Source organism: Arthrobacter sp. AOP36-F1-5 (assembly GCF_058137995.1).
Genome location: NZ_CM176892.1, coordinates 694,178 through 708,476, shown reverse-complemented (window position 1 = coordinate 708,476; position 14,299 = coordinate 694,178). Strand labels below are relative to the sequence as shown.

The window sequence follows — 14,299 nt, the reverse complement described above, 5'->3', positions numbered from 1 at the left end:
CAGTTTGAGTGTCATGCTGCGAGAGCAGCTGGCTCTATGATTGCTTCGTACTCCACTGGGGTCAAACGACCCAGCCGGACCTGACGTCGACGCCGATGATATGTCCGCTCAATCCAGGTCACGATGGCGATCCTCAGCTGGCCCCGGGTGGCCCAGCGGCCACGGTCGAGCACGTTCTTCTGCAAGAGCGCAAAGAACGATTCCATGGCCGCATTGTCACCGGCCGCCCCGACTCTGCCCATCGACCCGACCAAGCCCTGACCGGCCAAAGCACGGACGAATTTCCTGGACCGAAATTGCGAACCGCGATCTGAATGCACCGTGCAGCCGGCCACGTCGCCACGTCTGGCCACGGCCATCTGGAGGGCATCAACTGCCAACCTGGCCTTCATCCGGCTGCTGATCGAGTAGCCCACGATCCGAGACGAGAACACGTCCTTTATCGCACAGAGGTAGAGCTTGCCCTGACTTGTTTCGTGCTCCGTGATGTCGGTCAGCCACAACTGGTTCGGGTACTGGGCAATGAACTCGTGCCGGACCCGTCCGTCGGAGTCGGTGACGGCGCACAGGTCGTCATGGACCGGTGGGCCAGGTCTTTTCCCGTTCTTGCCCCGCCCCTTACCGAAGGCAGAAAACCAGGCATTATCCGAACACAGCCGCCACGCGGTGCGCGCGGCCATGGGATACCCGGCGGTTTCCGCCTCGTCGGTCAGATATCGGTACCCGAACTCCGGGTCGTCCCGGTGGGCATCGAAGAGGGCGTTCGCCCGGTAGGCGGAGACCAGGTCCGCTTCGGAGACAGGAGCGGACAGCCAGCGGTAGTAGGGCTGGCGGGAGAACTTCAAAACCCGACACGACACCGCGACGGGGATCCCGTCTGCGGCGAGCTCTCTTACGAGCGGGTAGAACCTTTTGAGGGCAGATTCGCCTGAGATAAATAGGCAGCAGCACGGCGGAGGACTTCGTTCTCCTGCTCGAGTAGGCGTGTGCGGCGGCGTAGGTCGCGCAATTCTGCCGACTCGTCCGTGGTCTTGCCGGGCTTGTTGCCGGCATCGATCTCGGCTGCGCGGAGCCATTTAGCGATGGTGCCTTCGTGGACACCGAAGTCTTTCGCGATCTGGCCGATCGTGGTCTTTGCGTCCCGGTCCAATACGACGCGGACCACGTCGTCACGGAACTCTTTCGGGTAAGGGCGTGGCATGGTGACTATCCTTTCAGGCTTGCCTACAAACAAGCCAGATCATCTGTCACCTTCCTTTGCATCAGTCCCCATGGTTCCGGGTGTCCCATTTAGTCCGCGATGTGGGCTGGCACCAACCGCACGAGGGGGAAGCCATGCAGGCAGATTCAAAGAAGAAGTTCCGCGCCGTTCTCGTCGGAGGACTGGTGGTGGGGGTCGGGGCCGCAGTAACGCTCGCGGCCTGGAACGACTCCGAATTCGCCCAGGGGACCTTCGCGTCCGGACAGTTCAATCTGGAGGGAAGCACCACCAGCTCGACCGAGGGATTCGCCGACCACCCCAGCAGCGAAGATGCCGCCGCACTGACCTTCGAGGTCAACCCGGAAAACATGAGCCCGAACGACAGTGTCTACGCTCCGTTCTCGGTTCGCTTGGATGAAACGACGACCAATGATGCTTCCGTCGATATCACGGCAGCCGCCGGTGGAACGACCACCGGCATGAGCTACCGTTTGATCCAGACCGAGGCCTTCGGCTGTGATTCCGACACCGCGGGCACCGACCTGGTCCCGGCAGGTACCGCTTTGGGCTCCGTCTCCGGTGCAGCCGCCTTCGATCTGGCCAAGGGTGCTGCGGCGTCGGCCGGCGAAGCCACCAATCTCTGCTTCATAGTCACGGCCGACGACGACCTGGCACAGGACCAGACAGGCACTTCCACCTGGGAATTCACGGCGACCAGCAAGGACAGCTAGCACATCGTGGGAACACATGGCTCAACCTCACCAGAACGCACCGGCGGACGCCGAGCTAAAATCCGGGCGCTGCTGATCGGCGCGTTGGTCATCGGTGTGGGTGGTGCCACGACGTTGGCGGCTTGGACCGATGGTGAAAATGCTACCGGGACCTTCGGCACCAGTGTCTTTGGCATCCAAGGCTCCACGAACGGCAGCGCTTTCGCGAAGCACCCCAGCGACGCACCTGCATCCTTGGACTTCGCTGCCACGGGCATGACCCCAGGCGATAAGGCCTTCGCCTCCTTCGACGTTCGGACCACTGCTGGAACCACGATCGATGGAACTGTTGCCGTGACCGACGCCACGGTGGCCGGAGACTCGGCCATCACCGGGAACCTCAGTTACCGGGCGGCAGCAGTACCAGCCGGAACCAAGTGTTCCTCAACCGTCTATACCGGGGCGGCCCAGAACATCGGCACGGTCTTTCCCCTCCCTGCCCAAGCCGTCTCCGCAGCTGGAGCGAACACCGTCCGATATTGCTTCGAGGTGACCCTGGGGGCGAAGACGCCCAACACGGCACAAGGAAAATCCGGTTCCGCGACCTGGGTATTCAGCGCAACATCGGCCACGTAGATGCGACCTGTCCCCACCCGATCCCGCCGTCCTTCCGCCGGGAAACTCATTGGTGATCTGGTCCTGAACCTCGCTGCGGTCGGAGGGGCCCTGTGTCTGGTGCTGGTGGTGTTGGCTTTCGTCTTCAATATTTCGCTGATCATGTTCAAGACCGGCTCCATGACCCCGACGATCCCGGCAGGGTCGGTGGCAGTCATCCGACAGATTCCTGCCGAGCAGATCAGCGTCGGGGACGTGATCACGGTGGATCGTCCGGGAAAGCTGCCCGTTACGCACCGGGTCGTGGAGTCGTCCCCTGGAGATGCCGCCGGCCAGCGCGTCATCCGGCTCAAGGGCGATGCCAATGACACCGCGGACATCGCCCCCTACACGGTGGCCGAGGCAGGCCTGGTGCTTTGGCATGTTCCGGGGATGGCCAAGGTCATTGTTGGCATGTCGAGGCCCTGGGTCCTCGGTCTGATCACGCTCGCTGCCGGGGCCCTAGTCACTTGGACATTTTGGCCACGTCCGCCCGGGAACACGAAGGACAAAGCCTCAGGAAACGCCCCCGCAGGACCGGCCACCACCGAAGAAACGCCAGCGTATTGCGAAAGCCGGACCGGCACATCCGCCCCCTCCCCGAAGATCCGCCGCCCAGGGCGCCATCCAGGAGGAGCACTTACTCTCCTGCTCGGCATGGCGGTCTTCCTCTCCCCCATGACCCTGACGGTCCCTTCGGCCCAGGCAGACCCGGCGGACCGCCAGATCAACGGACGGTACCTGAGACTGACCTCCGTGGCGGATCCGGAAGCGATGACGACGTTGGCTCCCGGCGACTCGGTCGTCTGGCAGGTCGGGATCAGCGCCGATCCGCCCTCGCCCGGAAAGATCGAGGTCGGCTATGCCTTCACCGGGCGTCGAGCCCTCCCGTTGGAGATCACCACGACGGCCTGCACGACGCGTTGGCATGAGGGACGCTGCCCCGGGGCGGAAGTCCCAGCGGCGGGGATTTCGGCATCCGGCAACACCAATTCTGGCCCCCTCCTGTCTTTCGGAACCGGGGAACAGCGTTGGGTCCGCCTTCAGGTCCGTGTCCCGAGCGATGCCGCAGTGGCCCAGGATGCGGTGACCCGGCTCAGGCTGGTCGTCGCCGGGGCGGGCGAAGAGGTCTCGGCCAATCCAAGCGGTCCGTCGCCGGAAACCGGGACAGACCGGACGGGGAGCCCTTCCGAGGGCTCCGTAGCCGACCCCGGACGCCCGATCGTTGAGCCACTGCCCTCCACCGGCGGGGACGTCCTAGGTGCCCTGTTCTGGGGATTGATCGCCGTCGTGGGCGGTGTGGCCGTTTCCCTGGTCGCCCGGGTCGTTCAACGCAGGTCCCATCGTGGCTGACGTGCGTTCCGTCCGCCGGTTGTTGTCCCGGTCCTCACCACTGCTGGTCGCCGTGCTGGCGCTGACTCTGCTCGGAGCCTCCGGGGCAGGCATGGCGGAACCCACCGAGGCCCAATGGGCGGATGCCGAATCTTCGTCGGGCCGGTTCACCGCCCTCCGGGTCGAATCCCCCACCCCGAACGGCGGCTGCACGTACGTCCCGCATGCCTTGAAGCGGGATAAAATCCTGCTCTACTGGCACCTTCCCGCCGGTCAAACGCTGGAGGACATCAGATTTGAGGCCAAAAGCAACCGGGGTATCAGCATCGTGGACAAACTCAACAATTTTTCCTTCCTTGATGACTCGCATCCCGACGCCGGGCCGAACAACTACAGGACCGAGGTCCCGGTCGGCTTGCTCAGCGCTCTGTTGGGCCTCGGGGCAAAGATCACGTTGACCCTGACCAGCACGGCGGGAGCCTGGACATCCGCACCGATGAGTGCCGTCGCGACACTGCCCACGCTGACCATCGGAGGAAAGTGCAGCAACGTACCGGCCTAGGGGCGGAACGGTCCCCGACAGGCAGCACCGCCAACCATGCCGAGGCCCACTGTAGGGTTGTCGATGGACAACTTCCTCGAAGACGGAGTCATTGATGTCACGTACGGCCATCGTCGTCGGATCGGGCCCCAACGGCTTGGCCGCCGCGGCCTTCCTGGCCCGCCAAGGCGTTGACGTGACGATCCATGAACAAGGCCCCCTGCCGGGAGGCGCAGCACGATCGGCAGAACCACTCGGGGAAGGTTTCATCACCGATCTGGGTGCCGCGGGCCACCCCTTCGGCGTGGGCAGCCCGGCTTTCCGGGAACTCGGTCTGGCCGACCACGGGCTCGAATGGGTCCACCCCACCTACCCCATGGCCCATCCGCTGCCCGGACGCGACTCCGCACTGCTCCAACGCGATGCCTCATTGACCGCTGCGAGCCTCGGCTCCGACCGGAACGCCTGGCGCCTGCTGCACCAGCCGGTGGTCAAGCATCCTCATCGAACGCTGGAGAACATCACCGGGCCGCTGTTGCGTCTGCCGCCGCATCCGCTGTCGATGGCCTCCTTCGGCATCCGGGCCGGTTGGCCGGCCCATCTCCTGGCCCGTCGCCTCTTCGAAACCGAGGAAGCCCGCGCACTCTTCATCGGTTCAGCGGCCCATTCCATGCTGCCCCCCACCCATCCGTTCACCGCCGCGTTCGGCCTGGTCTTCGGAGGGCTCGGGCAGTCGTTGGGATGGCCCGTGGCCCGGGGTGGAACCGGCCGCATCGTGGATGCCCTGCTAGCGGTATTGGACCAGCACGGGGCAAAGATCCACACGAATTCCCCGGTGACCGACCTGCGCGATCTTCCCCGGGCCGATGCCGTCCTGCTGGACCTCACCCCCCGCCAGATCCTCAAACTCCAGGGGGCCGGGTTGGAGGACCGCTATCGCCGCCATCTGGCGAAGTGGAAGTACGGCATGGGCGGCTTCAAGGTCGACTATCTGCTCGATGGCCCCATCCCCTGGTCCGACCCGCGGACTGCCGAAGCCGGAACCGTTCATCTGGGCGGGACGATGGAGGAGATCACCGAGGCAGAATCGGCCACCCAGCGGGGGCACCTGCCGGCCCGGCCCTTCGTCCTGCTCTGCCAGCAATCCACCGCCGATCCCAGCAGGACCCGGGACGGTCGCCACGTGGTGTGGGCCTACGCCCACGTCCCCAACGGGTGCACCGCCGATGCGGCCCCGCTCATCGATGCCCAGATCGAACGCTTCGCCCCCGGATTCCAGGACCGCATCATCGGCCGGGTCGATTCCTCACCTCAGGCGTTGGAATCATGGAACCCCAACCTGGTGGGCGGGGACATCGGAGGCGGATCACTCCGTGGGCTCCAACAGGTCCTGCGCCCTGCCCCGACCTTGCGGCCTTACAACACCGGGACGGCGGGACTCTACATCTGTTCCTCCTCCACGCCCCCGGGCGGGGGTGTGCACGGGATGGCCGGCTGGCATGCCGCCCGGGCCGTGTTGCGCGATTGGGATCACCGGTAATCTGGGTCCATGGCCATCCTCATCGATCCGCCGCTGTGGCCGGCCCACGGCACGGTGTTCTCACATCTGGTCTCCGACGTCTCGGTGGAGGAACTCCACGCCTTTGCCGCGGCTGCCGGGCTGAGTCGGCGCGCGTTCGACCGCGACCACTATGACGTCCCCCTCCGGCGCTTCGATGGCCTGGTTGCCGCGGGGGCGCATCCGGTCCCGGCCACCGAGCTGGCGCGGCGGCTGATCCGTTCCGGGGTGCGCGTCCCGGCCCACCAACGCCCCGAGCGCCTCCAAGGGGTCCTCACCGATGCCTGGGACCGGATGCTGCCCGGCTGCCCCTGGATCGCCTCAGAACTGATGGAACGCTGGTCCGAACCGCACCGGCATTACCACGACCGGGCCCATCTGCTGGCCGTTCTGCGGGCCCTGGACCTGTTGTGTTCGCGCGGGGAGGCCATTGGAGCGCATCCGCGCGCACCGTGGCTGGCGGCCTGGTTCCACGATGCCGTCTATGCCGGAGTCGCCGGCCGGGATGAGGAGGATTCAGCCCGGTTGGCCGAAGAGCTCCTTCCCACGGCGGGTCTGCCCACGGCCGAAGTGGACGAGGTGGCCCGGCTGGTCCGTCTGACCGCCGACCACCGCCCCGCAGGGCACGACGCCGGTGGCCGGCTGCTTTGCGATGCCGATCTGGAGGTCCTGGCCCGCCCCGGCCCGGCCTACCGACGCTATGTCTCCGCGGTGCGCCGCGACTACGCCACGGTCTCCGATGCCGACTTCGCCCGGGGCCGCGCCGCCGTCCTGCGGTCCCTGCTCGATACCGAAACGCTCTTCGGCACCACCAGCGGACGGGATTTGTGGGAGGAGCCGGCCCGGAACAACCTCGCCATCGAGTTGGCGGGACTACCGGGGACCTGACCCCCACCGTTCCGGATTTTAACGACGCCGGCGCGGCCCCTCGTTTCCGAGGTGACCGCGCCGGCGTCGTCGTGCAGGGGCTGAAAGGCCCGGGAGGCTAGATGTACTCGGCCATCAGGTTGGTGACAGGCGGCTGGTCGGGGGTTTGCCTCCGAGTGCGGTGTGGCGTCGGACAGTGTTGTAGACCTCGAGCCATGGGGCAAGGGCAGCGCTACGGTCGGCGTTGGTGGTGAACATCTGGCGGTAGGCCCATTCGGTGGCCAGGGTTCGGTTGAACCGCTCGACCTTGCCGTTCTGCCATGGGCAGTGCGGTTTGATGAACTTGTGCTTCGCGCCCAGATCGCTGATGGCGGTAGCGAAGTCTTCTGAGCGGCGGTACGACCAGTGGTTGTCGGTGATCACCCGCTCGATCTGGGCGATGCCATGGACATCAAAGAACACCGCTGCACGTCGCAAGAACCCCGCACAGGTGGTGCCCTTTTCGTCACCGAGGATCTCGGAGTACGCCAACCGGGAGTGGTCGTCGACCATCGAGTGCACGTAGTCATAGCCGATCCGGGCCTTCTTCTTCGCCGCGGTTGACCCCATCTGGCGGCCATGGGCTTTCCACCCACCGCCGTCAGGGATCTTGCCGATCTTCTTCACATCGACATGGACCAGCTCACCGGGCCGGTCGCGTTCGTAGCGCACCGCTGTGGTCTTCGAGGCCCGGATCACCTCACCGGTCAACGGGTCACACTCGCGTAGATAGGGGACCGCGTGGCGGCGCAGCACCCGCGAGACTGTGCGAGCTGGGATGTTGAGGTCAGCGCCGATCCAGTCCTGGCCGTGTCGTTGCTCGTGGCGCAGCGCCACGATTCTTTCCTCAACCTCGACCGAGGTCTGGCGTGGACTGTGGTGCGGGCGCGAGGACCGATCGAGAAGGCCCGCAGAACCCTCACTACGGAACCGATTGATCCATCGGTGCGCGCACTGACGAGACACACCCTGGGCTCGCGCAGCATGCGCGACTGCCCACCCCTGGACACAGACCCGCTCTACGAGCAATTGCCGGCCACGCAAGTTCAGCCGGGCATTACGGTGGGACATGAAGACCTCCGGACGGTTGGCGACTTAGACATCACCCACCGCACCCGGAGGTCTTCGCTACGTCAAGAGCCCGGGACCGTCACCAACCTCCCGGCCGAGTACAGCTAGAAGCCGCCCATGCCACCCATGCCGCCCATGTCATCCCCGCCGGGCATGCCTGCGCCGGCCTTCTCGGGCTGATCGGCGACGACTGCCTCGGTGGTGAGGAACAGTCCGGCGATGGAGGCCGCGTTCTCCAGTGCGGAGCGCGTGACCTTCACCGGGTCGTTGACCCCGGCGGCGAGCAGGTCCTCGTAGACGCCGGTGGCGGCGTTCAGGCCATGGCCCGAGGCCAGGCCCTTGACCTTATCGGCAACGACGCCGGGCTCGTGGCCCGCGTTGAAGGCAATCTGCTTCAGCGGGGCCTCGATGGCGACCTTGACGATGTTGGCGCCGGTGGCCTCATCGCCTTCCAGGGTCAGCTTCGCGAAGGCCTTCTCGCCGGCCTGGATCAGGGCCACGCCGCCGCCGGCGACGATGCCCTCTTCCACGGCTGCCTTGGCGTTGCGCACGGCATCCTCGATGCGGTGCTTGCGCTCGTTGAGCTCGACCTCCGTGGCGGCACCGGCCTTGATCACTGCCACGCCGCCGGCCAGCTTGGCCAGGCGTTCCTGCAGCTTCTCGCGGTCGTAATCCGAATCGGAGTTCTCGATTTCGGCACGGATCTGGTTGACCCGGCCCGAGATCTCCTCGGCGTCGCCGGCCCCTTCGACGATGGTGGTCTCGTCCTTGGTGACCACGACCTTGCGGGCCTGGCCCAACTGGTCCAGCGTTGCGGTTTCGAGCTTCAGCCCGACTTCCTCGGCGATGACCTGGCCACCGGTGAGGATGGCGATGTCGGCCAGCATGGCCTTGCGGCGGTCACCGAAGCCCGGAGCCTTCACGGCGACGGATTTGAAGGTGCCCTTGAGCTTGTTGACCACGAGGGTGGCCAGGGCTTCGCCCTCGATGTCCTCGGCGATGATCAGCAGCGGCTTGCCGGACTGCATGACCTTCTCCAGGACGGCGACCATGTCCTTGACGGAGGAGATCTTGGAGTTGACGATCAGGATGTACGGATCCTCGAGGACCGTTTCCTGACGCTCGGCGTCGGAGACGAAGTAGGCCGAGAGGTAGCCCTTGTCGAAGCGCATGCCCTCGGTCAGTTCCAGGTCCAGCCCGAAGGTGTTGGACTCCTCGACGGTGACGACGCCTTCCTTGCCGACCTTGTCCAGTGCCTCGGCGATGAGCTCGCCGATCTGGGAATCACCGGCGGAGATCGACGCGGTGGCGGCGATCTGCTCCTTGGTTTCGATTTCCACGGCGGAACCGAACAATTCGGTGGTCACGGCCTCGACGGCCTTTTCGATCCCGCGCTTGAGCGAGAGCGGGTCGGCGCCGGCGGCAACGTTGCGCAGGCCTTCCTTGACCAGGGCCTGGGCCAGCACGGTGGCGGTGGTGGTGCCGTCGCCCGCGATGTCGTCGGTCTTCTTGGCGACCTCCTTGACCAGCTCGGCACCGATCTTCTCGTACGGCTCGTCCAGTTCGATTTCCTTGGCGATGGACACGCCGTCGTTCGTGATGGTGGGGGCGCCCCACTTCTTTTCGAGGACAACGTTGCGCCCACGCGGGCCGAGGGTCACCTTGACGGCGTCGGCCAGGGTGTTCAGACCCCGCTCGAGGCCGCGGCGTGCTTCCTCGTCAAATGCAATCATCTTGGCCATGGTGGCTAGTGGTCCTTTCGGGACAGTCTTGCGAATTCATGAACCAGCTGAAACGCCCGCGACGGACGAGCGGGGTCCTGCGTTGTCTGAACGCCGTGCCCACACCCTCGTTGCAACTGATCCGGGGTTCACCCGCGGTGTTCGACGCCGATGCGCTGCGACGGATCCTATCCGCGCCGCGCTTAGCAGTCGCAACACCTGAGTGCTAAGTCAATTATTGGCACTCCCCACCCTCGAGTGCAAGCCATGGGGGCCGTTTCCGGGAAACTCTTCACGTCGGGCTTAACCCCGGCGGCCCGATCCGGGCCTCGGGGACCTAGTAATCGGCGCCGAGGACGACGGCGATCCGGCCGGGAATCTGCGTGGTCTGGTAGACCGTGCCGATGCCCATCGCCCCGGCGGCCTTCTCGGCCGTGGCCCGATCCTCATCCGCCTTGTAGTAGACGATCGAGCTGTTCACCCGCTTGGTCCAGTTCGCGGCGCTGAGGTTGCTGAATCCGGCGGCACTGAGCTTGGCCTGCCCACTGGCGGCCAACCCCGTCCGGCGCGACCCGTTGTAGACGCCGATCTTGGTGGAGGTATCCGGGGCGGCGGCGGCCGAGCTGGAGGAGGCAGCGGCGGCGGAGCTGGAGGATGCGGCAGCGGCCTTGGACTTCTCCGCGGCCTTCGATGCGGCGGCCTCCGATTTCGCGGCGGCGGATTCGGCCGCTGCGGAGGATTCCGCGGCCGCCGAATCGTCCTCCGGCGCCCCGCTTTCCGCTGCGGATTCCGATCCAGGGGCCGGCGACTGGCTGGCCGGGCTGGACACTGATTCCGAGGTCGCGACCGGCTGACCGGTCAGTTGCGGCAGCACGAAGTAGCTGAACAGACCCACGACCAGGGCCAGGATGCCGAAGGCGACGATCCAGCCCAACGGCGACCGGCGGCTGGCGGCGCCGGTCATGGCTTGCCGGTGGATCCCCTTGCGGTCGGTGAATTCCGGGACCCTGTCGAACTCGTCGTTCGGGTACTTCGTCATCGCAGTCCTTGGTTCCTTCGGTGCAGCGGCGGATGGTGCCGGAATCGGGCCTACGCCTCGCCCGCCAGCCGGCGCGCGCTGCGGGCACGATGCCTCGTTGATCGAAGTCTACGCAATCTTTTGACAAGCATCGGATCATGCGCCAGTGCGGCGTCCGTGTCGATAAGTGCGTTGAGCAACTGGTAGTAGTTGGCGGCCGAAAGGTCGAAAAGTTCGCGGATGGCCTGTTCCTTGGCCCCGGCGTATTTCCACCATTGGCGTTCCAGGGCCAGGATCTGCTGGTCCCGGACGTCCAGCGCGCTGTCTTCGTCGGGTTCGAACTCCAGTTCGCCCGCTTGTACTGCCATCGCATGCCTCCTAGACCTGTCGCTTCACCGGCTCTTCCGTCCTCCGGACCCGGCCCGGAGGCGATTTCACCCACCCCCATCCTAATGGCGAATTACATCCATGTCATTTGCCGCGTGGCGTCCTCCTGCGGGGAGAATAGCCCCATGGAAACCGCTGCCGAGCACACTCCCTGGCCCATGGCCCCCGACTGGGCGGCGGCACTGGCGCCCGAGATGCCCCGGTTGCAGAAGCTCGATGCCGAGCTTTCCGCCCGCCGCGACGCCGGCGAACAGGTGCTGCCCGCCAGCGACCACCTGCTGCGCGCCTTCCACCGTCCGCTGGCCGATGTCAAAGTCCTCATCCTTGGTCAGGACCCCTACCCGACGCCCGGCCATTCGACCGGGCTGGCCTTCGCCGTCGACGCCTCGGTGGACCCGTTGCCGCGCAGCCTGAAGAACATCTTCACCGAGTACTGCCAGGACACCGGATATCCGTTCCCCGCCTCCGGGGACCTGACCCCCTGGGCCGAGCAGGGGGTGCTGCTGTTGAACCCGATCCTGTCGGTGGCCGCCGGGGACGCCGGATCGCATCGGAAACTGGGGTGGCAGGAATTCACCACCGCAGCGATCGCCGCACTGGTTTCACGCCGGGCCCCGCTGGTGTCGATCCTGTGGGGCCGGCACGCCCAGGGCTTCGAACCGCTCCTGGGGTCGACGCCGGTGATCACCAGCGCCCACCCCTCGCCGTTGTCCGCACGGCGCGGCTTCTTCGGCTCGCGTCCGTTCTCCCGGGCCAACGAACTGCTCACCGCCCAGGGGGCGGCCCCCGTCCAATGGCGTCTGCCCGGGGCCGAGGGCGGCCGTGGCGGCTCCGGGGCGGGGGCGCCGGACACCGAGGTCACGGAGCCACTGCCGGGCTTATAGCCTGCTCCGCTAACGGCGGCGGATCCGCCGCCGCTCGTGGGTGATCCACCCCTTGGTGAAGGGACGGGCGACGGTATCGCCGAGCACGACGCCGCCGGCGATGGCCACGATGATCGCGAAGGCGTTGAACATCTGCAGCAGCCCCACGGACATGTCGCCCGCGTCGATCGTGATGCCATACATGGCCCTGAAGATCGTCAGCCCGGGCAACAGGAAGGTCACTGCCGGGACGGCGACCACCAACTGCGGGGCGGTCATCTTCATGGCCACCCAGCGGCCCACGCCGCCGACGACGATGGCGGCCACGGCCGGGGCCATCCGGTCCCCCACCCCGACCGACTGGGCGAGCAGGTAGGCCAGATAGCCGGTGAGGGCCACCCCGGCGGTGGGCAGCAGCAGGCTGCGAGCCGTCTGTTCGAACAGGGACACACAGAACACAGCGACCCCGACCAGGAAGGCCAGGAACGCCGTCGGATAGGTGATCTGGTCGATGTTGGCCACGTCGAGTCGGCGCATTCCCAGCAAGGTGCCGGTCACCAGCGCCGCGGTGATCCCGGCGATGATGGCCCCGTAGATGAGCATCGAGGAGAAGAAGCGGCCCGCTGCGGTGACCGGGAATCCGTTGATCGCGTCCTGGACCGCCGACACGAATCTCGACGAGGGCAACAGCAACATGATCCCGCCGGCCACGACCACCGCCGGGGAGATCGGGGCGTTGACCGCCCAGAGGAGCATGGCGATGCCCGTGGTGACTGCCGAGCCGAGTCCGATGGTGAAGAACTCGGGGACCTTCCAGCCACCCACCACGTTCATGATGCCGGTGATCAGGCAGAACGAGACCAGGGCCACCAGGGCCCCGAACCAACTGCCCCCGATGAACATGACGAAGGCCGCGCAGAACCCGCCACCGCCCACGGTGGCCAACCACCGGGGGTAGGGCTTGGGCTGACGCAGGATCTCGTGCAACCGTTCGGTGGCCTGGGTACGGGTGACTCCCCCGGCGATGATCTCCGAAACCAGTCCGTGCAGCAGCGCCAGGCCCCGGTAGTTGCCCGTCCAGGAACGCACCACCCGCAGCAGCGACACCGGGTTCTGGTCCTGCGGGGCATAGTTGATGTGGATCGACTGGTTGGTGATCTCCACATCGACATTGCTCAGACCCAACGAGGCGGTGACCGCGATGACGCTGGTCTCCGCCTGCAGGGCACCGGCACCGAAACGGAACATCGACTCCGCCATGTCCAGCGCGAATTCCAGGGTTTGGCGGGCGTTGGCGTCGTACTCGCCGGGGGTCTGGATCAGCGGGTTCGCGTAGGGGCTGCCCACCAGCCGGTCCACGATCGAGAACGCCTGGGTCGGCGGCGACTCCGTATGCATCAGCTTCGAGAACGCGCGCTTGGCCGCCGGGGTGGCCTTTCCTGCGGCCCGGGCGACGGTCGGCAACGGATTCGGCGCGTGGAACGGCGCGGGGGCCGGCCGTGTCGGCCGCGGAGCGGTCTTCGGTGCGGCGGTATTGGTCGGCCCGGTGCGGGCCTCCGGCGGGAGAACGTTGGAAACCCTGGCCACGGCGGGGTCGATGGGCACGGCGGTGGTCGTCGGAGGGGACTTCGGTGCCGGCTTGGGACGCCGGGCCGCGGGGATCTTCCACGGGGCCGGTTTGCGGGTGGAGCCGGCTGCCGGGGTCGCGGCAGCATCCCCGGCAGGCGTGGTTCCGCCCTGGGTGGACCCGCCCGGTGTCATACCCGGCCACCCGGGCCGGGTCTTCCGCGAAGCGGTCCGTGCAGGTTTGATGCGCTGCTCGGGGGAGGTCGGAGCCGGGGCTTCGCCGGCCTGGTCCGTGTCCCGGGCCGGTGGGGTCGCGGCACCCTTCCCTCCGGGGGTAGGCGTATCGGTCGGCGGCGCGGCGACGGGGACTTCGGCGGTGCGGGGGGTGATGCCGTCCCACACCGGTTCGGTCTTGGAACGGTCATCAGGAGAGCCGGGCAGGTCGACACTGCCGCTGGGCAGGACATGGTCGGCCCGTGGGCGGGCCTGCTCCACGGCGTCGGAGGCCTCGGGGGTATACGCCAGGGCGCCGGTGGGTTCGGTCTTGACCCAGTCGTCGTGGTAGCCCGGTGCGGTGTCCTCGGTGTCGGAGGCCGCATCGTCGTCGTTCTCGGTGGAACGGCTTGCGGACCGGGCCAGTCGGCTGAAGAGGCCTGCGGGCTGCTTGATTTCCGACGTCGGAATACGCGGAATCGACCCGGCCTTCGGGTTCGGATCCTGCGTGCGTGTCGTGATTTCGGAGGGCTCCGGCTTGTCGCGGTCGGACACGAA

At 66.6% G+C, this 14,299-nt stretch carries 13 protein-coding genes; 7 read left to right on the top strand and 6 right to left on the bottom strand.

The features are described from left to right. Positions 1-11: 11 nt before the first annotated feature. Positions 12-1,201, bottom strand: a protein-coding gene (locus AC3ZI9_RS03220; protein WP_443384313.1) for an IS3 family transposase whose coding sequence is annotated in 2 segments (ribosomal slippage) — positions 12-914 and positions 917-1,201 — 1,188 coding nt in all. Because the reading frame shifts where the segments join, the coding sequence is not laid out codon by codon here. 134 nt (positions 1,202-1,335) lie between these two features. On the opposite strand from AC3ZI9_RS03220, the gene AC3ZI9_RS03215 reads away from it, so the two are divergent. The 6 genes from AC3ZI9_RS03215 (at position 1,336) to AC3ZI9_RS03190 (ending at position 6,884) form a co-directional block, all read left to right on the top strand. After that, entirely contained in the window at positions 1,336-1,932 is a 597-nt protein-coding gene (locus AC3ZI9_RS03215) for a SipW-dependent-type signal peptide-containing protein (protein ID WP_444555413.1), read from the top strand. Positions 1,933-1,938: 6 nt separating this feature from the next. Then, entirely contained in the window at positions 1,939-2,547 is a 609-nt protein-coding gene (locus AC3ZI9_RS03210; protein ID WP_489923834.1) for a SipW-dependent-type signal peptide-containing protein, read from the top strand. Further along, the gene (locus AC3ZI9_RS03205; RefSeq protein ID WP_444555411.1) at positions 2,548-3,918 is read left to right on the top strand and encodes a signal peptidase I; all 1,371 of its coding nucleotides are present in this window, start codon (positions 2,548-2,550) and stop codon (positions 3,916-3,918) included. It begins immediately after the preceding gene. Continuing rightward, the gene (locus tag AC3ZI9_RS03200) at positions 3,911-4,459 is read left to right on the top strand and encodes a hypothetical protein (protein WP_489923833.1); all 549 of its coding nucleotides are present in this window, start codon (positions 3,911-3,913) and stop codon (positions 4,457-4,459) included. The genes AC3ZI9_RS03205 and AC3ZI9_RS03200 overlap by 8 nt, the downstream gene beginning before the upstream one ends. Positions 4,460-4,553: 94 nt before the next feature. Next, on the top strand, positions 4,554-5,978 hold the full coding sequence (locus AC3ZI9_RS03195) for a phytoene desaturase family protein (protein WP_444555409.1): 1,425 nt from the start codon (positions 4,554-4,556) through the stop codon (positions 5,976-5,978). Positions 5,979-5,987: 9 nt separating this feature from the next. After that, on the top strand, positions 5,988-6,884 hold the full coding sequence (locus tag AC3ZI9_RS03190; protein ID WP_489923832.1) for a DUF4031 domain-containing protein: 897 nt from the start codon (positions 5,988-5,990) through the stop codon (positions 6,882-6,884). A gap of 114 nt (positions 6,885-6,998) precedes the next feature. On the opposite strand, the gene AC3ZI9_RS03185 is transcribed toward AC3ZI9_RS03190, so the two are convergent. The 4 genes from AC3ZI9_RS03185 to AC3ZI9_RS03170 form a co-directional block, all read right to left on the bottom strand. Then, positions 6,999-7,973 carry an IS481 family transposase gene (locus tag AC3ZI9_RS03185; RefSeq protein WP_489923831.1) on the bottom strand — a complete coding sequence of 325 codons (975 nt, stop codon included), beginning with the start codon at positions 7,971-7,973 and terminating at the stop codon, positions 6,999-7,001. 104 nt (positions 7,974-8,077) lie between these two features. Beyond that, positions 8,078-9,715 carry a chaperonin GroEL gene (gene groL, locus AC3ZI9_RS03180; protein ID WP_444555500.1) on the bottom strand — a complete coding sequence of 546 codons (1,638 nt, stop codon included), beginning with the start codon at positions 9,713-9,715 and terminating at the stop codon, positions 8,078-8,080. A gap of 316 nt (positions 9,716-10,031) precedes the next feature. After that, entirely contained in the window at positions 10,032-10,733 is a 702-nt protein-coding gene (locus tag AC3ZI9_RS03175; RefSeq protein WP_489923830.1) for a LytR C-terminal domain-containing protein, read from the bottom strand. A gap of 50 nt (positions 10,734-10,783) precedes the next feature. Continuing rightward, on the bottom strand, positions 10,784-11,080 hold the full coding sequence (locus tag AC3ZI9_RS03170) for a DUF3263 domain-containing protein (RefSeq protein WP_444555498.1): 297 nt from the start codon (positions 11,078-11,080) through the stop codon (positions 10,784-10,786). A gap of 144 nt (positions 11,081-11,224) precedes the next feature. Between AC3ZI9_RS03170 and AC3ZI9_RS03165 the strand changes: the two genes are divergently transcribed. After that, complete coding sequence (locus AC3ZI9_RS03165; RefSeq protein ID WP_489923829.1) at positions 11,225-11,983, top strand: uracil-DNA glycosylase; 759 nt, start codon at positions 11,225-11,227, stop codon at positions 11,981-11,983. Between the two features lie 9 nt (positions 11,984-11,992). On the opposite strand, the gene AC3ZI9_RS03160 is transcribed toward AC3ZI9_RS03165, so the two are convergent. After that, a complete protein-coding gene (locus tag AC3ZI9_RS03160) occupies positions 11,993-14,296 on the bottom strand; it encodes a threonine/serine exporter family protein (RefSeq protein ID WP_444555496.1) in 2,304 nt (767 codons plus the stop codon). Between the last annotated feature and the right edge of the window lie 3 nt (positions 14,297-14,299).

Bases quoted from the DNA above. Each gene is read 5' to 3' on its own strand.
- AC3ZI9_RS03190 (WP_489923832.1), top strand. From the start codon at position 5,988: ATGGCCATCCTCATCGATCCGCCGCTGTGGCCGGCCCACGGCACGGTG.
- AC3ZI9_RS03185 (WP_489923831.1), bottom strand. From the start codon at position 7,973: ATGTCCCACCGTAATGCCCGGCTGAACTTGCGTGGCCGGCAATTGCTC.
- AC3ZI9_RS03205 (WP_444555411.1), top strand. From the start codon at position 2,548: ATGCGACCTGTCCCCACCCGATCCCGCCGTCCTTCCGCCGGGAAACTC.
- AC3ZI9_RS03165 (WP_489923829.1), top strand. From the start codon at position 11,225: ATGGAAACCGCTGCCGAGCACACTCCCTGGCCCATGGCCCCCGACTGG.
- AC3ZI9_RS03195 (WP_444555409.1), top strand. From the start codon at position 4,554: ATGTCACGTACGGCCATCGTCGTCGGATCGGGCCCCAACGGCTTGGCC.
- groL (WP_444555500.1), bottom strand. From the start codon at position 9,715: ATGGCCAAGATGATTGCATTTGACGAGGAAGCACGCCGCGGCCTCGAG.
- AC3ZI9_RS03175 (WP_489923830.1), bottom strand. From the start codon at position 10,733: ATGACGAAGTACCCGAACGACGAGTTCGACAGGGTCCCGGAATTCACC.
- AC3ZI9_RS03170 (WP_444555498.1), bottom strand. From the start codon at position 11,080: ATGGCAGTACAAGCGGGCGAACTGGAGTTCGAACCCGACGAAGACAGC.
- AC3ZI9_RS03215 (WP_444555413.1), top strand. From the start codon at position 1,336: ATGCAGGCAGATTCAAAGAAGAAGTTCCGCGCCGTTCTCGTCGGAGGA.